Genomic DNA, 22816 nt, shown 5'->3' on the forward strand with positions numbered 1-22816 from the left:
TGAAGTGAAATGGGAGGTTGGCTTTGGTGAATTTAAAAATTAGTACGAGGATTGTGGTTGGGATATGTCTATTACTGTTGGCCATGATGAGCTTTATCATGCTGCTAGTCCTGTCGGAATTCAGCAGTCAGGTCAAAGAATCTGAGCAAAGAGAACTGCATAAACTGTACGAAACTGCGGTGGCCAACATAGCCTCATCCGGTAAACTCGCACAGGCCATGGCAACGATAGTTTCACTGACGCCAGAGATCCAAAGTAACTTCGCCGAACGGGATCGCCCAGCACTCAAAGACCGAACTCAGCCCCTGTTTGCCAAGCTTAAGCAAGATTTCGACGTACAACAATTTCAGTTTCATACGCCGCCGGCAACCTCTTTTTTACGATTACATCGCCCCGAAAAATTCGGTGATGATCTCACTGCCATTCGTAAAACGATTGTGGAAACCAACACCACAAAACAGCCCTTAAACGGTTTGGAATATGGTGTTGAAGGTTTAGGGATTCGCGGTTTAGTACCCATGGGTTATCAAGGTCAACACACTGGCTCAGTGGAATTTGGTATGTCCTTTGGACAACCTTTCTTCGACAGTTTTAAAGATGCTTATCAAGCTGAAATCGCATTATTGTTGCCCAATGGCGCGGATTTTAAAGCATTTGGCGCCACGTTCACGCCCGATATTCAGGCCATAAGTGAACTCAATAGCGTGATGCAAGGCAATGAAGTAATTCGCACTATTAGCTTAGAGGGCAAAACCTTCGCTTTGTATCGCCACGCCATAAAAGATTACTCGGGACAAGTCTTTGGGGTACTAGATATTGCGATGGACAGAAGCCATTCAGAGCAAGTCATGGCGGATATTCGCCTCAAGTTGATCCTCATCGGTTTCGCTGCAATGTTAATCGGCACTGCCATTGCTTGGTTTATTGCTAAGGGCATTACCCGCCCAATAGCAGAAACAACCCAAGCCATGAATGACATCGCCGAAGGCGAAGGCGATTTAACCCGTCGAATTACCATAACGAGTAAAGATGAAATCGCCGAGTTAGCGCAGGCATTTAACCGTTTTGTGGAGAAAATCCACCACACAGTAACTCAAGTGTCTGATGCCACGAGTTTACTCGCAACCTCTGCTGAAGAAATGTCGAGCATTACGCGGGAAACCCAGAAGATGGCGAGTCGTCAACACCTCGAAACAGATCAAGTTGCCACCGCAATGAATGAAATGGCCGCAACGGTACAAGAAGTTGCCCATAACGCAACCGATGCGGCCGATGCCGCCAATCATGCCAATGACTCAACCGAACAAGGCAAATTAGTTGTACAAAAAGTGGTAACCACTATCGCAATATTAGCCGAGGAAATAGCCACAGCAGCAAGTGCAATCAATGAATTAGAGCGTAATACCGCTGAAATTGATTCTGTGCTTGTGGTTATCCGTAACATTGCCGACCAAACTAATTTACTCGCACTCAATGCGGCAATTGAAGCCGCAAGGGCGGGAGAACAAGGTCGAGGATTTGCAGTCGTTGCCGATGAAGTACGCACTCTGGCGAGCCGCACTCAAGCATCTACGACAGAAATTCAGCAGATGATCGAAGCGCTTCAGCATAAAGCTAAGTCCACAGTCAATGCGATGGAAACAAGCACCCGCACCACCCAAAGCTGTGTATCCCAAGTTCACCAAGCGGGTGAGGCACTCGAAGCCATTACCCATGCGGTTTCCACCATTAGCCAGATGAATATCCAAATCGCCAGCGCGGCAAATGAGCAGTGTGCGGTTTCAGCAGAGATTAATAAGAATGTTAATAACATCAATGACATTGCAACTAATGCGACAGATAGTGCGGTACAAACTGCACGCGCTGGCGATGAGCTTGCCCAACTCGCAGTCCGTTTAACAACTTTATTAGCTCAATTTAGAATTTAAACAAAACAAAACGCCGCATTCTCTGCGGCGTTTTTATTAGCTTATTTTATAAAGTTTTACTTAGGACGCACGCCTAACGTATGGCAAATCGCATAGGTCAATTCGGCGCGGTTTAGGGTGTAAAAGTGGAAATCCTTCACGCCTTCACGTGACAACACCTTAACCATATCAATCGCTACGTTTGCACCCACTAATTGGCGTGTACCGGCATCATTTTCTAAACCATCGAATTGCTTATGCAACCAGTTAGGTAACGACACATTGGTCATGCCCGCGAAACGTTTTAACTGAGTAAAGTTAGTCACAGGCAAGATGCCCGGAACGATTTCAACGTCGATACCGGCGGCAACACAGCGGTCACGAAAACGCAGGTAGGATTCCACATCGAAGAAAAATTGGGTAATGGCACGGCTAGCGCCCGCATCAATCTTGCGCTTAAGGTTGATCAAATCCGCCTGTGCATTGCTCGCATCGGGATGCACTTCTGGATAGGCCGCAACGGAAATATCAAAGTCAGCCACTGAGCGCAGCAAACGCACTAAATCCACCGCAAAACGAGTGGGCTTAGGGCTGCCCGCAGGTAAATCACCCCGCAGTGCCACTATGTCACGAATGCCCGATTTCCAGTAATGCTTAGCCAGTTCTAATAGCTCTTCATCGCTGGCATCAATTAAAGTTAAGTGCGGCGCGGCAACAAGATCGGTTTCCTGTTGAATACGCTCAATCACGCCGTGGGTTCGGTCGCGCACGCCTGAGTTAGCGCCATAAGTCACAGAGACAAACTTAGGATTAAGCGGCTCTAAACGACGAATAGAGTTCCACAGGATCTGTTCCATTTCGGGGGTCGATGGCGGAAAAAACTCAAAAGAAACATTAATATCGCCATTAAGCTCAGACAAGCTCTGGTTCAGCGATTGTGAATGTTGTGCGTGATGAAAAGCCATGTGTAATTCCTCAACCGCCCTTGGCGCTACTCTTTGCTATTATGAATTAGTTCAAATGGACGTTTGGACGTCCATATGTCCATATACTAGAGAAACTGAGATGTAAGTCAAGCCAAAAAATATCCATAAACCGCATTTAATCTCGGTTAATTCGATAGATTTATTTTAGCCAATAAAAAAGGACTCGAATGAGTCCTTTAAGCTGCTGAATTTCAGTCTACTCTTGCAAGAGATCGCGACAGATCTGCGTCAGATCCGACTGCACGGCCGCCGCTGTCACTTCGCGTCCAGCGCCCGGTCCACGGATGATCAAAGGGTTACCTTGATAGAAGGCACTGCGGATCACAAACACGTTATCGCCTGGAGTCAAATTAGCGTAGGGATGATGGGCATCAATCCACTGCAAACCGACTTCAGCTTTAAGCTCTGGGCCGCTGTTATCTAAGGATGCCACGTATCTGAGCACCTTATTTTGTTCCGCCGCTGCGCCGTATTGTTGCAGCAGATCGGCATCTAACTCGGCAATGCGGGCGAGAAATTGATCTAAGGGAATATCGGCCAAATCGGCTGGCACTAATGAGCGTAATTCAATATCTTCAAGCTCGATTTCAAGGCCAATTTCACGGGCCAAAATAAGCAGCTTACGCTGCATATCACGACCGGACAGATCGTCGCGGGGATCGGGTTCAGTAATACCTAAGCCTCTGGCTTCAATCACTAATTCTGAAAATGGCTTACTGGTATCGTATTTCTCAAATAACCAACACAGAGTGCCAGAGAAAATCCCGCCCACGGCTTCAACACTATCACCGCTGTTACGCAGATCATTTAGCGCATGTTGGATGGGTAAGCCCGCGCCGCAACTGGCGTTATAGCGCCAAAATAAACGACGATTACCCAGTTGCTGCTTTAACTCACGGTAGAAAGGCAGTGGACCCGAGCCCGCAAGTTTATTCGCGCTCACCACATGGATACCGCGCTCGAATAGCTCTGGATATTGCAGCGTCAAACTGGCGCTGGCACTGATATCTAAGGCCACCAGCTCATCGCAGTTAACCCGTTCTAATTGCTCGAACAAGTGCTCGTACTGCCAAGGTGTTGCCTCGGTATTAAACTCAGTCTGCCACGCGGCAAGATTAATGCCTGTGGATTTAATCAAGGCTTTACTCGAACTGACTAAGCCGACTAACTCAACGCTAGCTTCGAGTTCATGATCCAGTGATGGCGACACCGACTTAAACAAATCGACCCATGCCTCACCTATGTTGCCCACGCCGAGCAGCAAGACACCAATGCGTTTACGCGGCCCAGCGCAGCGACGGTGGACCTTTTGCGTCAACAGATTCACCTGCGACTGAGGCACCAGCGTCACTAAACTTAAGTCTCCACTGAACAAAGGTTTAGCATCACGGCTTAATAAACGGGCAAAGCTACGGCGATAATGTTCGGCATCGGCACTCACTAACGCCACTAAGCCGAGATCTGTGTTGATCTGCTGATCGCTGATCCCTAATGCTTGTGCCTCGGCATCGAGCAATCTTTGCACTTGTTTTTGATTTTCAGCGGTATAGGCAAGCTCAACCCTTTGATGGGCAGACGTCCAATGGGCCAATGGCGTTAAACCCGCGGCGATCAACGAATCTAATAAGCTCGTTAATTCACCAGTGAGCTTAAAGCCGAACAGGACCACAGCATTGAGGTTCGTCACCACAGGCGCGCTCGCAGACGAACTGTGGGGCGCGATTAAGGTAAAGTCGGTGTGGGATGCATAACTTGAGCGTACCGCTAAACTCACTTCGGTATTAAACAAAGGCTGCAGAGTGCGCGAATGTAATACTGGCGAACCTAAACGCGCTAGGCGATCGGCTTCGGCAAGTGACATGCTTTTCAGTAACTTAGCATCGTTGATTTTATTAGGATCGGCATTGAACACCCCTTCCACATCGGTCCAAATGGTCACGCGCTCGATATCGGCAAGGCTGGCAATCAAGCTGGCGCTAAAATCTGAACCATTTCGACCGAGTAACAAGGTATCGCCGCGCTCGTTAGCGCAGATAAAGCCGGTGATCACTAAGCGCTCATTTGGATGGGCAGCTAATAGGGCTTGTACTTTAGCACGGGATTCTTGTACCCGAATTTGCGGCACAGCGGCTTCATCGGCCACTAAAATTGAACAGGCATCCACATGGCTTGCGGCCACGCCAGATTCGCGCAGCAGCGCCGCCATTAAACGTGCCGACCAACGTTCACCAAAGCTCACCACATGGCTAATTTGGTAATCGTTGCGGGTATCTAAGGATAATAAGCTGATAAGCTGCGCTTTATCAGTGGCCAAACGCTCACGCAGATCGCGGGCTTGTTCATTTGATAACAACTGCTCAATCAACCCCTGTTGGTAGCTGATCAGCACTTGTAATTCTTCTTGCCATAGCTGACCCGCATCACGCAGCGCTAATAATTTATACAGGAAATTCGTGCTCTTACCCGCCGCAGAGACCACCACGAGATCATCACTATGACCGTGGGTTAACAGGATATGGGCGACTCGGCGATAACAATCGGCATCCGCTAAACTGGAGCCACCAAATTTATGTAAGTGACAACGTGCCATCTATTATTCCTCTACTGACAAGCCGCAACGGCGGCTAATCCTGCTTGAATATCTGCAACTAAATCGGCGGCATCTTCAATACCCACCGATAGACGCAATAGGGTGTCCTTAATACCCGCCTCGAAGCGCGCCTGCGGCTCCATGGCTCTGTGGGTCATAGTGGCGGGCACGGCCACCAAACTTTCGACGCCACCTAAACTTTCCGCCACGCTAAATAAGCGGAGTGCACCTAAAAAGGCCACGACTTCGGCCTCGCCGCCCTTAAGCTCAAAACTCAGCATAGCGCCAAAGCCTTGTTGTTGCTTGGCTGCAATCGCATGACCTGGGTGATCCGCAAGACCAGGGTAATAAACTTTGCTCACCACAGGGCTTTGCGTCAATACCTCAACAATGCGCTGGGCATTGGTTTGATGTTCACGAATACGCACCGCTAAGGTTCGTAGGCCACGCAGGGTTAAGTAACTATCAAATGCCGACCCCGTTAAGCCTAACGTGTTCGACCACCAATGTAAGCTTTCGCCAATTTGTGCATCTTTGGCAACCACTGCGCCGCCAACCACATCGCTGTGACCATTGATATATTTAGTGGTGGAGTGGATAACGATATCCGCGCCTAACAATAGGGGTTGTTGCAATATCGGCGATAAAAAAGTGTTATCGACCACCACCAGCGCGCCGACCTCATGGCTCGCCTTAGCAATGGCTTCGATATCCACCACTCGCAATAGCGGGTTAGACGGGGTTTCGAGCCACACCATCTTAGGATTTTGCGCGATCGCTGCGGTTAACGCTTGGCTGTCGGTTTGATCGACCACAATCAACTTAAACTGGCCTTTCTTTGCCAAATTAGTAAATAAACGGTAAGAACCGCCATAACAATCATGGGGCACCACCAACAGGTCATCAGGGCCGAGCAATGTGGTCACTAGGGTGATGGCCGCCATGCCAGTGCATGTCACTATGCCAGTGGCGCCCTTTTCTAATTGGGCTAATGCTTCACCTAAAATGCAGCGCGTTGGGTTGCCTGAACGACTGTAATCGAATTCGCGGGGATTTTTATGACCATCGAAGGCGTAATTAGTCGACAAATAAATCGGTGGCACAACTGCACCATATTGAGTATCGCTTTCGATACCCTGACGCACTGCCAGTGTGGCTAATTGACGCTCTGCCATGGGTGGACTCCTAAATTCGGTAGACTGATAGAGATGTCTGGACGTCTAAATGTACCTAAGCCCAACGCCATCGTCAATAGGCGTGAAGACGTTTAGACGTCTGAACATAAAGAAATCTGTTTGCAATCACAAAGAAATAGTAGCAATAATTTGACTGTTCTTTGTAAGGGTTTAAAATCTGCCCCGAATTTAGCGTTATAACAGGTGAGTCAATGACTGAATGGAATGGGGAATACATCAGCCCCTATGCTGAACATGGCAAGAAGAATGAACAAGTAAAAAAAATTACTGTGTCTATTCCGCTCAAAGTGCTTAAGGTCCTTACGGACGAACGAACTCGTCGTCAGGTCAATAATTTGCGTCACGCCACCAACAGCGAGCTGTTGTGTGAGGCATTTTTGCACGCCTACACTGGCCAGCCATTGCCTAACGATGAAGATCTGTCAAAAGATAGCCCAGACAGCATTCCCGCCGAAGCCAAGTTGCTGATGGACGAGATGGGGATCGAGTGGGAAGACATGGAATAGCGACTTGTCGCTGGCAAAGTTACATCACAGTGCTCATCAATAGGGATCGTTAACGATCCCTTTTTGTTTATATGGAATCCTATGTTTTCTATGATAGATCCACAGACTCTTGCCTTGGCCTCGCTGATTGTATTTCTTGGCGCCTTAACCCAGAGCCTGATTGGGTTTGGCCTAGCGGTTGTCGCCAGTCCTTTGCTGTATATCGTCGATCCGCAGCTCGTACCGGGTCCCGTTATTGCCATGGGATTTACCATCTCGCTACTGACCTTATTCCGGGAACGTGGTCATTTAGAATTCAATGGCTTGCAATATGCACTCCTAGGTCGCGTGCCCGGCGGTTTTATCGGCGCGAGCCTGTTGCTGTTTGCGCCTCAGCCCATACTCGGGTTATCCATCGCCGCCATTGTGGCTGTCGCGGTTATCCTCAGCCTGTATAAATTCAGCCTACCAGTGAATAAGAAAACCCTCTTCGGCGCGGGCGTCGTCTCGGGGATTTTCGGTAATATTGCCGCCATTGGTGGTCCGCCGATGGCGATTCTATTGTCAGGCAAAGATGCCTCGCAGTTTCGCGCCGCCCTGTCGGCCTTCTTCATTTTTAGCTCCACCATAGCTATGGTCATTCTGGCGATCACTGGCTTATTAGAATTGAAGCACCTGTGGCTGTCGTTGATGTTGCTGCCTTCTGTGCTTTTAGGGTATTTAGTCGCGGGGCGATTGGTGGGCAGTGTCGATAAAGATAAAACTAAAATGGCGACATTAGTCCTGTGCAGTATCAGCGCCTTAGTGCTAACGGTGAAGTCGGTTATCGAGTTATTACCCCAATAAGCGTCCTGCTTGTATTGACAAATCATCTGAAGATTCAAACAATAAAAAGCACTGACATTGTCAGTGCTTTTTCTTTATCTATCAATATGTAAAGCCAGCTTATACTCAGCTTAAATAGCTTTGCCCTGCGTACACAATAAAGTGTCTTAAGGCGAGTACGCCCGTTAAGCTCGCACAAGCCACCATGATCATCGCGCCCTTAGTGTGGCGAGTCGCGGCGGGTAGCAGCATAAACAGCAATGGAATACCAAAGCCAATACCGACAACGCCTATCCAGAACACGCTTGCCCATAGCCCAGACGTTAACGATGCTAAGGCCGCAGCCGCCGCGCCGCCCTTGAAGTACAAGGCGCAGAACAACATGAACAGGAACAGGATTTCAATCGCCATCACAGGCAATTCTAAACCGTGCATCTTCACTAAAGTTTTGTCGTGGCTGTCCGTCTTAAACATCAGCAACGCCAGTACCGCATTTGCCGCAGCGCCCGCCGACAAACCCGACACTAAAAACAGCGCAGGCAGTACCGCAGTGTTGAGCATAGGATAAGCATTCATCGCCGAAATTAAGAAGCCAGTGTAAGCCCCTACGCCAATGGCGAGGACAAACAACAATACTTCAATCAGCTTTCGAAATGGCATAAGTAACTTAGCGATAGGTGTTAGGAAACCCAAACCCCATTTTGGTAAGTCATCCCGCAGCACAATAATGGCGTACGCAAAAGCTAAGGGAGAATACGCCAGCAGCGCCAGCACCCCGATCGCCATCACAGACTGGAAGTTATAGTGAATTAAGATCAACCAAAAGTGGAAGGGTTTGGTTAAGTCAAACACTAAACAAGCTAGACCTAAGCTAATCGCTACAGGCCCAATAATGGCGGCCGCCTTAAGAATGCTGCTTTCGGCTCCCGCGCTGAGTTCCTTATTCGCCCAGCGTAAACCAATGCCAATCAATAAACTGCCCGCGGATAACCCCGCCATAAACAGGTAAACGGCAATGACCCAGTGCCAAGTGACAGGATCATATTGCGCCATGTCGCCCCAAGTATTGTTCATAATCAAATCCCCCCTCTTTTGGTAGGAACGCGATATACCCTAGGTTTAGTGCCCAAATGGGTTTTATCTTGGTAAGTGATTTTAGTGTTGAGCATGATGGCCACTTCACTGCTTGGATCATTAGCATCGCCAAACACTAAGGCATCGGTTGGACACACAGTCACACACGCTGGCTCTTCGCCCCGCGCTAAACGACTGTCTTTACAGAAGTTACACTTATCCGCCGCCTTGGTTTCTGGGTTCATAAAGCGCACTTTGTAGGGGCACGCTGCCACACAGTACATGCAGCCGACACACTTCTCGGTATGGATAGAGATAATGCCGTCTTCACCCACATAGGCCGCGCCTGTTGGGCACACCTTAACGCAAGGTGCATCTTCACATTGCTGGCAAGATACCCTGTGGTATTTGAAATGCAGATTGGGCATCTCACCAAAGGGGCCTTCCACACGCACTTGCAGACGAGTAACGCCTTCGGGTACGCCATTTTCACTGCGACACGCCACGTTACAAGCTTGGCAGCCGATGCACTTGTTCTCGTCGTGCACCATTACATATCGTTTATTCATTTAAGCCTCCGATTAGCGCTTTGCCAGCGTGACGCCCGTGGTGTGCACTGTCATGCCACACACAGGAGCAGTAACGTGCGGTAGTAAGTTACCGCAGTGGATACCTTTGCCCGTTGCTCTGACCAACTCTTTGTTTTTAGAACCAAAGCCCATGTAAGCAAACACAGTATCTTGGCGAATACCCGGCGTGACTAAGGCATGGCCTTCTTCTGTGCCAACACTGCTGGTGAGGCGGATTGGGTCGCCATTGCTGATCCCTAATTTGCCCGCAGAGATGGGGTGAACCCACACAGCGTTATCCGACATCAGGTTAGCGAGCATAGGCACATTGTGGGTGGCGCCATTGGTGTGCACCGCCACTTTGCCTTGGATAAAGTACAGCTCATCTGCTTTTTTAAGATTCACTTCGCGGAACTTGATCACCCCACGGCCTGGTGCCATGGCTTCGACTTTCGCGGAAGTGAGTTCAATCTTGCCGCTTGGCGTTTTAAAGGTGAGTGCACTGGCGTAAGTGCCGTCTTCATCGGCAGGTCGCGCATTGGGGTATGCCTTAATAAACTCAGCAACCATCTTAGGCTCGCACAACATAATTGGCTTACCGAAGCTCACAAAACCTTCGTCTTTGATACGGCGCAGCAGGTCAGTGTCGCGGTTCACCTGCAGCATTTGCAGGGTTTCCATGTTTTCCCATGGATAGAACTCGCCAAGGCCCATAGCCACGCCCACATCCTTAAAGATCTGCCAAGAAGGCTTAGTATCACCTAAGGTTTCAACCACACGTTGGCGCACATAATAGGCCGGATTTTTACCGGATTTATCAGCAATTTCTTCATCACGTTCAAGATAAGTCGATTCAGGTAAAATCACGTCCGCATAGGCGGCGGTTTCGCTGATATACACATCACACACGGCGATAAAGTCGAGCTTTTTCATCGCTTCAACAACGCGCGCCCTGTCTGTCATGGTTTGCATTGGGTTAGTGCGTGACATCACCCAGCCGTGTAACTGGTAAGGCACAGCGCTTAAGGTGGCATCGAGAATGGTTTGGTAGACGCCGCCCGATGTCCACATCATGGCGTACTGTTCTTCCACTTGATCGATACGTTTCGCTGCTGGTTTTGGCATGTCTTTCACGCCGGGTTTGGCCAATACGGGCGCAACAGCTTCACCAGCAAGCTTGTTGTAATCACTGGGTTTCTGGCCGATATAAATCCCGCCCTTACGCTCAATATTACCAATCAAGACGTTGGCGGCGTACAGGGCGCGGCGCATCTCAAACTCTTCGGTGGTGAAGGTGGCTCTGTGACCAAAATCGACCACGGCATGGGGCGCTTTTGCCGCATATTCGTGGGCGATGCGGCGAATGTCTTTGGCAGGCACATCGGAGATGGTTTCGGCCCATTCAGGGGTATAAGCTTTCACTTCGGCGGCAAAGGCTTCGAAGCCTTCCACATAGCGCGCGACAAATGCCTTGTCGTAAAGATTATCTTCAATCAATACATGGCATAACGCCAAGGCGACGGCCACGTCGGTTCCGGGGCGAATGGCGTACCATTCATCGGCTTTATCGGCCACGACGGAGAATCTTGGCTCGAACACGACTAGCTTGGCACTTTTGTCCATCTGCGCCGCCATCATGCCGCGGGTTTCGGACATATTGATGCCTTCGTACAGGTTATGGCCGAAGTTAATGATGTATTTAGAATTACTTAAATCACGTTTGACCTTAGTGCCAAAAATAGCCTTAGCGGCAATTTCATAACCACCTGGGCAAGTCGACGCGTGGGTAAAGGTATTTGGACTACCAAAGGCGGTCGCAAGGTGAAACAAATGCTTTTCTTGTGAGCCAGATTTTGACGAGAATGCCACGGCTTCTGGGCCATGTTCTTTTTTGATTTTATTGAGGTTTTCAGCAATTAATTTATAAGCTTCATCCCAACTGATCTCAGCCCATTTACCTTCGCCGCGCTCACCGACCCGCTTTAACGGTTTAACGATACGCTGTGGATCGTACAATAAACTATGGCCTGCGCCGCCACGGGCACACACTTTACCGCCAAAGGATTTAGCGGCCTTGTTGCCACTAATGAAGACGTTTTTGCCCTCAATCACCCGCGCCGAAATCGGGCAGCGAGTCGAACACATTTCACAAATACTGGCAATGTCTTTGCCCATGCCCTTTAGCTGCTTATTCTCTAATGCCGCTAAGCTGCCCGGCAGCAGACTGGCTAACGCACACGTGGCGCTACTCGCTCCCGCTCCCTTTAAAAAGGTTCGCCTATTAAGCTCAATCATGGTTACCTCCATCACGCTCATCCCACCCGTCAGTCGCCATTTGTGGCGCCATCGAGCAGAGGTTTGCTCACTGATTTGATTACTTTTTTAGTTATAAAAGCGTAAAAACAGCGCCGCCATATCTTCAAAATACCAGCATCCGCTGAATACACTGCTCATCCACAAAGATTGTTATCCCGAAAGAGGTAGGCGGATATTGTGGTAAACCACATGGGGAAGCTCGGTGTGATCTATCGCAACTAAAACCTAAGACTGACGCTGAAATACGTGAATAAGATCAATAGGTCTTAAAATACGGGCAGAAAAAAGCCGCCAGTTTGGACACTGGCGGCTTAGAAGAAAACTGACATTTCAGTCAATTGCGATAACCCTAGCAGGATAAGAGCATCGTGCTAGCGGGCGCAAACTGATTACAATCGCATTAATCCATTAGCTCTATATCGAGGCAGTTGAGCAGGCGAATCGCTTCGTCGCGGCTAAACTTAGCGCCTTTGATTTTATTGTTAAAAATGTCGATATCGTAATTGGAGGCCTCGCTAAAATCCGCCTCCAATAATTGAGTTCGACCAAACAGACTATGGCTAAAATCCGTGTAGGTGAAATTGGCTTGGTTGAAACTGCCCTCGCGAAAATCCACATCGTGGGCCTTACACTCTTCGATGATGATTTCATCGAGGGACAAGCCTAAAAATGAGCAGTCGTTTAGAATGCATTGCTTAAAGGAAAAGGGCGCGGCAAAGGATAAACGCGACCACGCGGCGCGGGTCCAATCGATACCGACTAACTTACACTCTTCAAACTCGACCCCGCTGAACTGACACTGGGGCACTTTCACTAAGCTCAAGTTGCAGCGTACAAAGCGACAATCGATAAACTTACATTTACGAAAAACGCTCTCGCTAAAATGACAGTCTTGAAAGCAGCAATCCTCGAACTCGATGCCCTGTAGCTCTTGGGCTAATTCCGACAAACCATTGAACTGTTTTGATAAAAAACTATTGCCCTGCAAAACCGCGCTTTGCGCCAGTTGTGATGGCGCAAGCACTGATTGTTTAAGCACTGGCACTTCTTTCTGTGACGACATAACACCTCTAATCCTGCCCAATCCCCAACAATATGATAATGCAGGGCAATTGGGCTAGGTACGACCTAATGTTGACTCTCTGATACGGGATGCCTGCTAGAGACTCGCGACGAGTTCCTCAAGCTGATCGGTCGCCTTAGACCAACCCTGATGAAACCCCATATCCTCATGATTCTGCCTATCTTCGGTATTCCAATGCTGCACCCGCGCTGTGTACTTGGTCTTACCGTCCACAGGTTCAAACGTGATGGTTGCCGTCATAAAGGCTTTATCGGACGGCACCCAAGCCTCGGTAAAGGCATCGGTAAATACGATACGCTCATTCTCAACCACCTCGAGATACACGCCGCGATTCGGGAAATCTTGCCCCTCAGGGCTGCGCATCACAATCACGTTAGTACCACCAGCACGCACATCTAAGGTCGCGCTAGCCACAGTCCACGGCCTTGGCGTAAACCAAATTTTGAGAAGCTCAGGCTCGGTCCACGCGCGGAACAATTTTTCCGGCGGCGCGTCGATAATCCGCTCTAATATCAATTCTCTGTCGCTATCTAGATGTGGATGACTTGTGCTCATATTCCCTCCATTGGATATTTAGCTTGATGGTCTTGTGGGGTGCAACTGTGTCATAAGCTCGCACATCAGCAAAGAACAATGCAAATAGCCGTGGCAAATTTTGTCAATAAAGGTAAAATGTCGCCACTTTTTCGCGGCAGTCTAGCACAAGGTTCTCTCGGATTAATGGTTAGCATTTTCGAGCAAAATGGCACGGGCCCAGCCCGCTTTTACAGACCACTTTCACTGTGGTGCCAACCTTGCCCTGCGTTTGTTCCATCCCTTGCATCATCTCCTGCTGACACAATTCAAACACCGCCCGAAAATACCCCTTTTACTGTTCAAGATTTAACATCAAATCCCGCAAACTGGCTGAGCGCTTTACGCCCTAAGCCACGCGCGAATAATAAAGCGGTTGCAATGAATCTGGCTGTTGCTAACGCCATAGTCCATCTGCAAACCGACACTTATAAAAACCTTATCCCTACACTCTCTATCCTAAGGAATACTCGTCATGAGTCTTGCTGATTCCGTACTTGCCATCAATAACGATTTGCCTATCCGCACCGACAGCCCAGTCCACAGCGGCAAGGTTCGCAGCGTTTACTGGCTAACCGATGCCGACAGCCGCCGTTTAATTACCACTAAAGGTTATAACGTCCCCGAAGATACCCCGCTCGCCATCATGGTGATCAGCGACCGTATCTCGGCCTTCGACTGTATCTTCCACGGTGAAGGCGGCCTCAAAGGCATTCCCGGTAAAGGCGCGGCATTAAACGCGATTTCTAACCATTGGTTTAAACTGTTCGCCGAAAACGGCCTAGCCGACAGCCATATTTTGGATATCCCGCACCCATTCGTATGGATAGTCCAAAAAGCTCGCCCTATTAAAGTCGAAGCTATTTGTCGCCAGTACATCACAGGCTCAATGTGGCGCGCTTACTCAAAAGGCGAGCGAGTATTCTGTGGCATCACACTGCCAGAAGGCTTAGAAAAAGATCAAAAGCTCCCTGAGCTGTTAATCACCCCATCGACTAAGGGTATTTTAACCGGCATCCCAGGCGTGCCCGCCCAAGATGACGTGAACATCAGCCGCAGCGATATCGAAGCCAACTACCAAGCCTTTGGCTTTGAAAAGTTAGAAGATATCGACCTGTACGAGAAGCTGTTAAAAGATGGCTTTAAAGTGATTTCAAAAGCACTGGCCGACATTGACCAAGTGTTTGTCGACACTAAGTTTGAGTTCGGCTATGTGACTGACAAAAATGGTAATTCAAAACTGATTTACATGGATGAAGTCGGCACCCCAGATTCATCACGTATATGGGACGGCGGCGCCTACCGCGATGGCAAGATTTTGGAAAACTCTAAAGAAGGTTTCCGCCAGTTCTTGCTGAATCATTTCCCCGATCCTGATGTGCTGCTCAACAAAGACAGAATGCCAGAGCGTGAAGCCCTCGCCCGCGACAATGACCTGCCACTTGAGGCCATGATGCAAGTGTCACGTACTTACACTGGCGTTGCCGAGAAAGTGACTGGCGCGGCGATTCCACTGCCAGCGAATCCAAAGGCAGATATTATTAAGATACTCAAAGATGAGTATGATTTGATTGTTTAATCAGATTTTGGTTTTTATCAAAACTTAAATAGAAAAGGCGCTTAGGCGCCTTTTTGTTTAAGTCATTCACAAACTTAACCAATACATCGCTGATAATTAAGCACTGTCATTCCAGTGACACGCCATGAACTCATCCATGAGGGCTCGACGACGGCATCCATGCCGTCAACGGTCACTTCCATGCCAATGCTTAATCCCGCCAACCCATCTAGTAATCTGTATGCCTTTTTACAAGCATACACTTTGCAAATTTAACAATAGGTGGCTCGTTAAATTTTGCAGGAAATAGACCGACAAAGCCATGCTAAGAACAGACATGTAATTTTAGCGGCAAAACTTTACCCAAATGGGTAGATGAGTGAGTTTTCATTGTTTGATATCTGTTGGATATTAAGATCTAATAAATGCTAGATTATGCCAACAATAACATAAGACTGGAAAACTGACTTCATGGCTGCTCGAACGTTAAAAGTTGAAGTCGAGAGCGACTTCTTAGGTAAAGTATCAAATGCCTCAGCTTATGTTGCTATATCTGAACTTATATGGAATGCGCTAGATGCAGATGCAAACAAAGTTTCAGTAAAACTGAACGAGGACGCATTGTATGGAGGTTTAAAAAATATCGAAGTGACGGATGACGGATTCGGTATCACAGAAGACATAGCAGATAAACATTTTAGTAAACTTGGTGGTTCATGGAAAAAGTTCAAAAATAAGACACTCTCTGGGCGTTTCCTTCATGGACAGGAAGGACAGGGCCGCTTTAAACCTTTTTCTCTCGGTAAAGTTATAGATTGGGAGACCGTGTACTTTGACGAACAAGAAGGTATATCAAAGTCTTTCTCTATAACAGGGATGGCCGACGATATTGGCAACTTTAGGGTTACCGATACAGAGCCGACTAAAGTTAAGCGATCTGGTACCACTGTTCGTATCTCTGAACTTAGTAAGAAAGGTATCAGCGTCTCAGAAAAAGCACTCTCCAACTATATATCCTGTGCATTTGCTATCTACTTATCTAAGTACCCAGCAGTTCAAATGTATATAAACGATATTAAGATTGACCCTAGCTCGCAGATTTTTCATCAAGAGACACTTGAACTCCCTCCTGTCGAGTTTGAAGGAGAATCTTTTAATTACTATATGAAAGTTATTGAGTGGAAATGTGATACTAAAAACGAGCTTCATTTCTGTGATACAAATGGTTTTCCTTTACATACTTACGATAAACAAATTAGAGGCACTAACGAATTTGAATTTACAGCATACTTGATATCTGAACATATAAGTAAACTATCCTCTAAAGGAGTCCTTGAGCTTGGTGGACTAGAATCTTCTTTATCAGAAACTATTCGTAATGCAATTGACAAATTAAAGCATCACCTATTTCTTCGTAAACTAGCTAAATCAGCTAACATCATCCAGAAATGGAAAGAAGAAGATATATACCCATATAAAGGCGGGTATATTGACGTGATGGACGAAGTTGAGAGACAGATGTTTGATATTTTGGCAATAAATATTAGTCAAGAACTTCCAGAGTTTGAAAAGTCTCCCATTAAAGTCAAACGTCTTCAATTTCGACTACTTAAACAAATAGTGTCGTCAAACCCGAATGATCTACAAATTATTTTTGAAGAAGTTCTAAGTTTATCATTGAAGAAACAAAAAGAACTAGCTGAACTACTTGAAGATATAAGTCTTACATCGATTATCAATGCATCAAAAACAATATCTGATCGATTAAAATTTATAGCCGGTTTGGAGCACATTATTTTTGATCCTGAAAAGAAACAGGTACTTAAAGAGCGTAGTCAACTCCACAAAATTCTTGCAGATAATACATGGGTTTTTGGCGATGCATTTTCAATGTCTGTAAATGACCAATCTCTCAGCGAAGTTCTTAAAAAGCATCTAAAGGCTATGAAGATAGATCTGATTCCAGATGAGCCGGTAACTAGGATTGATAAATCAAGAGGAATTGTTGATTTAATGCTCACTCAATCTGTCCCCCAAAACCATGCCGATCAACTTGAGCATTTAGTTATAGAGCTTAAAGCTCCGAAGGTTCCTATTGGACCTAAAGAAATACAACAAATTGAGTCCTATGCATTCGCGGTTGCTAGTGATGAAAGGTTTAATAAACTTGATGTTAAATGGAACTTCTGGATTGTTTCAAATGACACAAATGAATACACAGACCATAGACTTAAAGCAGATAAAACAGGGCAAGGTATTATTCATCAGACTGATTACATGACCATTAAAGTAAAAACCTGGGGCCAGCTAATTAAAGAATGTAAGTATAGATTGGAGTTTATTCGCTCACATCTAGACTTAGATGTTACTACAACTGAAGGACTCCAATTTTTAAAATCAAATTATGCTAACTTTACGCAGGATGTGATTTTTGATAACGAGCTTGTAGCTGAAAAGTAAGTAATTACGTAAAGTTAATCTAAAAATGGGACAGGCTGATATTTTTGTTTTTAAGTGCAAAGATGGGACAGTTACAAATCTCCGAGGATTAACAGCCAACAAAGTGGCTACAGAAGTTCACCTCCCCTCTGAGTTGCCGCAGGGCATTTGCGTTCGTTGCGTGAGCGAGGTATGGATGCCGAGATAGCATCAGTCGAATCAGGGACGAGCGTCTGACGCGATAGCAAAAGAACGCTTAATGCCCAAGGGGCTTTCAACTCAGTTAGGGAGCGGCAAGGGAGATCCAAGAGGGAATTGCTATTGATCCCCTCTTGGTCGGGCGTGGGGTGAAGCCCCACGACCTTGATTTTGACTTTGCTTAAAAAACTATGAGTGACATATTAATCATATAAAAAAGGTGTGACACTTAGCGTGTCACACCTAGATAATCAATTTTTAAATTATAAATATCAAAAAAGAATAATTAGAAGCGATATTCAACACCTAAACTGGCTTGTTTAAAGTCTGTGTCTGTATCTGCACCGTTGCTAACATTCTCAACGGTAATTCCTGCATCATACCAAGTGTACTCGGCATTAATTAAGAATCGATCTGTGACTTTAAATGCAACACCGGCACCGGCGAACACACCTTCATCATCTTTATTTCCAGAAAAACCTAACACATCATAATCAGTGGAATACCATAGTTGCCCACCTTTAGCGTACAACTCAACGCGATCGACAATGGGATATGAGACTTTTAGCGCAGCGGTATAACCATCTGTTTCTGCATTAGATAAGCTATTACCATAATCACCGAAGTTAACGTATCCGCCTTCGATAGCTAAATATTGGTTGAAGCGATAACCAACAAGCCCTTGAATAACATCGCTATTATCATCGAAGTCATCTTTACCATCAACTTTTAAATAACCATAGTTAGCACCAACATAAATGCCATTTTCTGCGACATCATTATTTTTCATGTTCTCCGCATGAGAGTAAACACTAACAGAGGCTAAAGAAATAATGGCGGCCAAAGTAAGAATGGTATTTTTCATAATGTACTCCTAGTTAATTATTTAAATACGCTAAGTACATTACAAAAGTAATGCCAGACTTACCGAACTCAAGCTAAATAGATTTAAGAAAGTTAATAAAAAACATTACTATCAATGCTATAGCTTAATCAAGATAATTTAAAATGAAGAAAAACCGTCTAAAATAACAGCTAAAATCACTTATATATTAATAGCTGTAAGTTGCACTCACTCTGGCGAATGTATTTATTGCCTATTGCATTGTAACTATTTCATAGATAAGGGATAAATTCACAACCACGCTACATTCCATCAACCTACTACCCCTCACAAATTAGCCATCATTCATGTCACATGGGTTAATTTTAAATAATATTGCAGATAGTTAACTCCCGAATTCAACTATAAAGTGTCCGCCTTTTATTCGCTGATAATGTATATCGGTTTAAACGCTAAAATGATATTGGGGGAAAATAATAATATTATCCCTCCCTATTTACCCAAGAAAATGATTTTTCCAAAAATGCCGTTGCATCATTCTCGATAATAAGACCATGGGCCATGATGATGGCTTTGGGCTCCCAAGCTAATATTTTATCAATATGACTGCGCGCTTGTGTCTTAGCAAACATAAAACTTAAGCGCCAATCTAAGGGCATTTTACCGTTTGGAGCGAGTATTCCCGCTCCGCGAGCCAATAATCGCTGTAAGGCATTAAAAGATTCGGGTGAAAAGTTCTCGATAAGATCCGTCACAATCAAAGTACGCGATGCTTTATGAAGGAACACACATTCCTGCATGAAATGAGAGCCCGTAAATAATATTTGGTCAATATCAGTCGCCCACATGGCATGAAATTGAGCGGTGAACAGCCCGTCAAAATGGAGATCTGGCCGCTTTGTTTGAACTTCTGCAGTGCCAAAGCTTTGGGCCTGCGGATAACGTTGCTGCCAGTCCTTTAAAAATAGGTGGTGCAAGTGGTTAGGCGCAATAAGATAACGAACTTCGCCTAACGCTTCGACCAGTGCCTGAAGTTCAGGGGTGAGTTTGATTGGGCTATGTACCCACAAAGCGCCATTATTTAAGCGGATCACTGTCATCCGAGTGGTATAGGGCAAGGTAAAAAATGGTACGGCTTCACCATCAAAAATCCACAGGTTTTCTGCTAGTTGCTTCATATCAACTCTCCATACTGCCAGTCACTCCATCAATAATAGCGTTCGCTTTACCGTACATTGAAGCACGAAATCAGCCGCCAGCCATCATCACAAAAGTATGAAAAGAGAATAGAAAAGCCAGAGCATCTAAGACTCATTTTGTTTTTAGGAGCTAACAACACCTAAATTCAAGCAATGCATCTTCCCCTGCGAAGTAGTCGTGCTCGAATAAGAATACCATTGAGATATCATGGATGATGAAACAGTATAAAGGAAAATACATTTTCCTTTATAAATAGGACTTAAACGATACGGCTAAAATTAACTTAACTTAGAAAACTTAAGCATTATCTATTATGGGAATAATTATCGCGAAGTAACGTTATCAAAATTAATGTCTAACTTATTTACTAATATAAATTCGTTTTACCACACTCACAGGCACATATAATCTGACTACAAATCATTATGGCTACTGTCATCAAGAAATGCTTTTAAACCTTGGCGATCTAAAATTTCCAAATGTGCCCCTTGTTTCCGGACTAAGCCACGAACAACTAACTCTTTCACTGCTCGTCGATAAACGCGGCTAATAGTACCAAAACGTTCAGCTTCAGGGTCGATTTTAGCAAAACCACCAAGGACAACAGTATTGCTATCTCGTATCCATAGATCATAGGCAATGTTATACACTATGGGGCGTAATAATCGTTGGGTATAGATATCCATGGAGTCTTGATAATCATCAGCTAAAGCACTGGCAAAAAACATCGCCATTTCAGGATGAGCCTGTAAAGATCTCGTGAGTTTTGCCACGGAAATAGCCGTTACATCAATATCTTGTTCAGCGACTACACTCCACTGACAAAGATTTTGATTTAAAAACTCCATTTCACCAAAGATTTGTTCAGTACACTGCACCTCACCAAGCTGAAAACGCTTACCACTAGCGACAGTAATATTCATAGAGACTCGGCCGTGAGGCACTAGGTATAAATGGTCTACAACTTGCCCTTGGGTTAGCAGAGCAGAACCTTTAATGAGGTGACGAGTAGCGACTGCACAGTGCATTAATTTCTGACGAAATTGCTCACTGTGTGCTTTAAGGAATGGATAAAAGCGAGTATTCGGGTTTGGCTCGATCTGCATTTGTTGTGACCAATCATTGTGATGGCATCACTTTACATGCCGCAGCAATAACGCGTCCACTCATTCGAGGCACATAAAATAGATTCCATCGATAGAGTAGCGCGCCATTGACTACGATTATTGAAGTTAACTCCTATGGCTTGTTAGCGCTTGCAACGCAATCATTGCTGAACGCTTTTCCCCCTCAATCATACTGCCGTTAACTTGTTTAAACAGACCTATACCTTCTTTAACTTCCTGCTCAAATAGAACAACGTTGTTAAGAATGGATGCAACCTGCAAACCACGGAAACGCCCAACCGTTAACAGTGCAGAGGTTTCCATGTCAGCAGCAAGTACACCACGCTGGTGCCAAAACTCACAAATTTCCGTCTCTTGGTCGGTATAAAAACTGTCATGGGAACGCACTAAGCCTAAGTAATATTTACTTTGAAGTTGCTTAGCTGCACTAAGTAAGGACGCAACTAAGGCATGATCGGCTACAGCAGGGTAGGATGCTGGAAGGTAGCTCAAGGAGCCCCCTTCGTCACGAACTGCCCCTTCGGCAATAATCAATTCTCCTAGGCCAATATTGTGTTGCAACGCTCCTGCAGATCCAACACGAATGATGGTAGTAACTCCGCACTGTTTAAGCTCCTCTAATGCGATCAGCATTGAAGCAGCGCCTATGCCTGTACTACAAATCGTGACATCTATACCGTTAAATCGTGCATTAAATAACTGAAACTCACGATTACTGGCAACTTGTTTGCCGTTTTCACACCAACCCGCGATACGCGCTGCACGAGCAGGATCACCACACACAATCACTCTAGAAGCTATATCGTCAGCACTGACAGCAATGTGTGGTTGTAGATTCATAGCACCGCCTGCTTTGAGGATTTAGCTTGGTTAGACTTTGCGGTTGCCATCCATACTCGCGTGCCATTCAATGCGATGAACAGCAGAATTGCGTATTCGATAGACATGGCGTAAACCCCTTGCGCAGCATACACACCAACACTAATCACGTTTATCACAACCCACAGAATCCAGTTTTCAACATACTTGCGGGTCATGAGAATTTGCGCGACCACTGACAATACAGTCATTGTGGCATCCCAAAACGGGAAGGCATCAGGATCTAAAGGTTTAAGGACGATATCATTGCCGAAGGCGTTGAGTGTGTTAGTGGCGATTTTAGCTAACGCTGCAAAGAAAGGGTCAATGAAGATAGTCATCAAAAAAATAGCGACAATACTGACCACGCCAGTAATGAGCAGTTTTTGTTTAGATAGCCAACGCACTTGTAGTGATTCGCCATCAATAGTATTGGGACGAGTCCACGCATACCAGCCGTAGATATTGGCGACAAAAAAGAATAATTGCAGAATTAATAATCCATATAGCTGGATTTGGTAAAAGATGATTGCAAACAAAGTCACATTAATTAAACCAAAAAAATAGTTAATCGTTTTCTCTTTGCTTGCACACCAAATACACAATAAACCAAATACAGTGCCAACCATTTCAATCCATGACATGGCATAGCCACTGCCCAGGGGAATATTAACAAAGGTATTATTGATACTAAACCATGAAATAATGTCCATATAGCGATCCTTTTTATCCGTTAAACATCGAGATAATGAAAATACTCAATAATCAAGGCTAAGAAACGGACTTTTGTCCCTTTCATTGGCGATGGTTTGATTTCGTGATCCAATCCCGCTTTTGGCTAGTTTAAATGCGGTTTGCTTAAGGGGACAAAATGATCGGACAAGTAGGGCTTTTATATCTAATATATTTAAACATCAGTACTTAGCACCCAGAAATACACCTTCCCTCAGAGTTACCGCAGGATGAATGAAAATCAGTGTTTTTCTG

The 22816-nt window shown here is 45.8% G+C and carries 19 protein-coding genes; 6 read left to right on the top strand and 13 right to left on the bottom strand.

From position 1 onward, the window contains the following. The first annotated feature begins 26 nt into the window (after positions 1 to 26). Positions 27 to 1928, top strand: a complete 1902-nt coding sequence (locus tag Q4Q52_RS08540) for a methyl-accepting chemotaxis protein (protein WP_311990366.1) — start codon at positions 27 to 29, stop codon at positions 1926 to 1928. A 56-nt stretch (positions 1929 to 1984) separates the two neighbouring features. Here the strand turns inward: Q4Q52_RS08540 and metF are convergent, their stop codons facing one another. From metF to metB, 3 genes are all read right to left on the bottom strand, one after another. Next, positions 1985 to 2872, bottom strand: a complete 888-nt coding sequence (gene metF, locus Q4Q52_RS08545; protein ID WP_311990367.1) for a methylenetetrahydrofolate reductase — start codon at positions 2870 to 2872, stop codon at positions 1985 to 1987. A 217-nt stretch (positions 2873 to 3089) separates the two neighbouring features. After that, entirely contained in the window at positions 3090 to 5483 is a 2394-nt protein-coding gene (locus Q4Q52_RS08550) for a bifunctional aspartate kinase/homoserine dehydrogenase II (RefSeq protein ID WP_311990368.1), read from the bottom strand. Between the two features lie 11 nt (positions 5484 to 5494). Then, positions 5495 to 6658, bottom strand: a complete 1164-nt coding sequence (gene metB / locus Q4Q52_RS08555; protein ID WP_311990369.1) for a cystathionine gamma-synthase — start codon at positions 6656 to 6658, stop codon at positions 5495 to 5497. 212 nt (positions 6659 to 6870) lie between these two features. Here metB and metJ point away from each other — a divergent pair, with 212 nt between their 5' ends. Both metJ and Q4Q52_RS08565 read left to right on the top strand, forming a co-directional pair. Next, positions 6871 to 7185, top strand: a complete 315-nt coding sequence (metJ, locus tag Q4Q52_RS08560) for a met regulon transcriptional regulator MetJ (protein ID WP_006083215.1) — start codon at positions 6871 to 6873, stop codon at positions 7183 to 7185. An 81-nt stretch (positions 7186 to 7266) separates the two neighbouring features. After that, on the top strand, positions 7267 to 8010 hold the full coding sequence (locus tag Q4Q52_RS08565; RefSeq protein ID WP_006087004.1) for a sulfite exporter TauE/SafE family protein: 744 nt from the start codon (positions 7267 to 7269) through the stop codon (positions 8008 to 8010). Positions 8011 to 8115: 105 nt separating this feature from the next. Here the strand turns inward: Q4Q52_RS08565 and nrfD are convergent, their stop codons facing one another. The 5 genes from nrfD to Q4Q52_RS08590 form a co-directional block, all read right to left on the bottom strand. After that, positions 8116 to 9063: an NrfD/PsrC family molybdoenzyme membrane anchor subunit gene (nrfD, locus tag Q4Q52_RS08570; protein ID WP_105251317.1), complete on the bottom strand. Its 948-nt coding sequence runs from the start codon at positions 9061 to 9063 to the stop codon at positions 8116 to 8118. Between the two features lie 2 nt (positions 9064 to 9065). Next, positions 9066 to 9632 (bottom strand): 4Fe-4S dicluster domain-containing protein, encoded by a 567-nt coding sequence (locus Q4Q52_RS08575; RefSeq protein ID WP_198573398.1) that lies wholly within the window; start codon positions 9630 to 9632, stop codon positions 9066 to 9068. Positions 9633 to 9644: 12 nt separating this feature from the next. After that, the gene (phsA, locus tag Q4Q52_RS08580; RefSeq protein WP_311990370.1) at positions 9645 to 11927 is read right to left on the bottom strand and encodes a thiosulfate reductase PhsA; all 2283 of its coding nucleotides are present in this window, start codon (positions 11925 to 11927) and stop codon (positions 9645 to 9647) included. A 421-nt stretch (positions 11928 to 12348) separates the two neighbouring features. After that, positions 12349 to 13011 (bottom strand): pentapeptide repeat-containing protein, encoded by a 663-nt coding sequence (locus Q4Q52_RS08585; protein ID WP_212600083.1) that lies wholly within the window; start codon positions 13009 to 13011, stop codon positions 12349 to 12351. Positions 13012 to 13107: 96 nt separating this feature from the next. Next, a complete protein-coding gene (locus Q4Q52_RS08590; protein WP_063883875.1) occupies positions 13108 to 13587 on the bottom strand; it encodes an SRPBCC family protein in 480 nt (159 codons plus the stop codon). Positions 13588 to 13665: 78 nt separating this feature from the next. Between Q4Q52_RS08590 and Q4Q52_RS08595 the strand changes: the two genes are divergently transcribed. The 3 genes from Q4Q52_RS08595 (at position 13666) to Q4Q52_RS08605 (ending at position 17623) form a co-directional block, all read left to right on the top strand. Beyond that, a complete protein-coding gene (locus Q4Q52_RS08595) occupies positions 13666 to 14094 on the top strand; it encodes a hypothetical protein (protein ID WP_081248443.1) in 429 nt (142 codons plus the stop codon). Beyond that, a complete protein-coding gene (locus tag Q4Q52_RS08600) occupies positions 14081 to 15184 on the top strand; it encodes a phosphoribosylaminoimidazolesuccinocarboxamide synthase (RefSeq protein ID WP_311990371.1) in 1104 nt (367 codons plus the stop codon). The genes Q4Q52_RS08595 and Q4Q52_RS08600 overlap by 14 nt, the downstream gene beginning before the upstream one ends. A gap of 450 nt (positions 15185 to 15634) precedes the next feature. Continuing rightward, positions 15635 to 17623 (top strand): ATP-binding protein, encoded by a 1989-nt coding sequence (locus Q4Q52_RS08605; protein WP_311990372.1) that lies wholly within the window; start codon positions 15635 to 15637, stop codon positions 17621 to 17623. A 463-nt stretch (positions 17624 to 18086) separates the two neighbouring features. On the opposite strand, the gene Q4Q52_RS08610 is transcribed toward Q4Q52_RS08605, so the two are convergent. From Q4Q52_RS08610 to pnuC, 5 genes are all read right to left on the bottom strand, one after another. Further along, positions 18087 to 18665, bottom strand: a complete 579-nt coding sequence (locus Q4Q52_RS08610) for a porin family protein (RefSeq protein ID WP_012088141.1) — start codon at positions 18663 to 18665, stop codon at positions 18087 to 18089. A gap of 461 nt (positions 18666 to 19126) precedes the next feature. Next, complete coding sequence (locus tag Q4Q52_RS08615; RefSeq protein WP_259524327.1) at positions 19127 to 19822, bottom strand: DUF4336 domain-containing protein; 696 nt, start codon at positions 19820 to 19822, stop codon at positions 19127 to 19129. Positions 19823 to 20257: 435 nt separating this feature from the next. After that, entirely contained in the window at positions 20258 to 20950 is a 693-nt protein-coding gene (locus tag Q4Q52_RS08620; RefSeq protein ID WP_006083227.1) for a Crp/Fnr family transcriptional regulator, read from the bottom strand. A 126-nt stretch (positions 20951 to 21076) separates the two neighbouring features. Beyond that, the gene (locus tag Q4Q52_RS08625) at positions 21077 to 21811 is read right to left on the bottom strand and encodes a nucleoside phosphorylase (RefSeq protein WP_311990373.1); all 735 of its coding nucleotides are present in this window, start codon (positions 21809 to 21811) and stop codon (positions 21077 to 21079) included. Continuing rightward, positions 21808 to 22542 carry a nicotinamide riboside transporter PnuC gene (pnuC, locus tag Q4Q52_RS08630; RefSeq protein WP_311990374.1) on the bottom strand — a complete coding sequence of 245 codons (735 nt, stop codon included), beginning with the start codon at positions 22540 to 22542 and terminating at the stop codon, positions 21808 to 21810. The genes Q4Q52_RS08625 and pnuC overlap by 4 nt, the downstream gene beginning before the upstream one ends. Positions 22543 to 22816: the final 274 nt, after the last annotated feature.

It is taken from the genome of Shewanella sp. SP1S2-4 (assembly GCF_031932075.1).
GTDB classification, from domain to species: Bacteria; Pseudomonadota; Gammaproteobacteria; order Enterobacterales; family Shewanellaceae; genus Shewanella; species Shewanella baltica.

Bases quoted from the DNA above. Each gene is read 5' to 3' on its own strand.
- metF (WP_311990367.1), bottom strand. From the start codon at position 2,872: ATGGCTTTTCATCACGCACAACATTCACAATCGCTGAACCAGAGCTTG.
- Q4Q52_RS08550 (WP_311990368.1), bottom strand. From the start codon at position 5,483: ATGGCACGTTGTCACTTACATAAATTTGGTGGCTCCAGTTTAGCGGAT.
- metB (WP_311990369.1), bottom strand. From the start codon at position 6,658: ATGGCAGAGCGTCAATTAGCCACACTGGCAGTGCGTCAGGGTATCGAA.
- metJ (WP_006083215.1), top strand. From the start codon at position 6,871: ATGACTGAATGGAATGGGGAATACATCAGCCCCTATGCTGAACATGGC.
- Q4Q52_RS08565 (WP_006087004.1), top strand. From the start codon at position 7,267: ATGTTTTCTATGATAGATCCACAGACTCTTGCCTTGGCCTCGCTGATT.
- nrfD (WP_105251317.1), bottom strand. From the start codon at position 9,063: ATGAACAATACTTGGGGCGACATGGCGCAATATGATCCTGTCACTTGG.
- Q4Q52_RS08575 (WP_198573398.1), bottom strand. From the start codon at position 9,632: ATGAATAAACGATATGTAATGGTGCACGACGAGAACAAGTGCATCGGC.
- phsA (WP_311990370.1), bottom strand. From the start codon at position 11,927: ATGATTGAGCTTAATAGGCGAACCTTTTTAAAGGGAGCGGGAGCGAGT.
- Q4Q52_RS08585 (WP_212600083.1), bottom strand. From the start codon at position 13,011: ATGTCGTCACAGAAAGAAGTGCCAGTGCTTAAACAATCAGTGCTTGCG.
- Q4Q52_RS08590 (WP_063883875.1), bottom strand. From the start codon at position 13,587: ATGAGCACAAGTCATCCACATCTAGATAGCGACAGAGAATTGATATTA.
- Q4Q52_RS08595 (WP_081248443.1), top strand. From the start codon at position 13,666: ATGCAAATAGCCGTGGCAAATTTTGTCAATAAAGGTAAAATGTCGCCA.
- Q4Q52_RS08600 (WP_311990371.1), top strand. From the start codon at position 14,081: ATGAGTCTTGCTGATTCCGTACTTGCCATCAATAACGATTTGCCTATC.
- Q4Q52_RS08605 (WP_311990372.1), top strand. From the start codon at position 15,635: ATGGCTGCTCGAACGTTAAAAGTTGAAGTCGAGAGCGACTTCTTAGGT.
- Q4Q52_RS08610 (WP_012088141.1), bottom strand. From the start codon at position 18,665: ATGAAAAATACCATTCTTACTTTGGCCGCCATTATTTCTTTAGCCTCT.
- Q4Q52_RS08615 (WP_259524327.1), bottom strand. From the start codon at position 19,822: ATGAAGCAACTAGCAGAAAACCTGTGGATTTTTGATGGTGAAGCCGTA.
- Q4Q52_RS08620 (WP_006083227.1), bottom strand. From the start codon at position 20,950: ATGCAGATCGAGCCAAACCCGAATACTCGCTTTTATCCATTCCTTAAA.
- Q4Q52_RS08625 (WP_311990373.1), bottom strand. From the start codon at position 21,811: ATGAATCTACAACCACACATTGCTGTCAGTGCTGACGATATAGCTTCT.
- pnuC (WP_311990374.1), bottom strand. From the start codon at position 22,542: ATGGACATTATTTCATGGTTTAGTATCAATAATACCTTTGTTAATATT.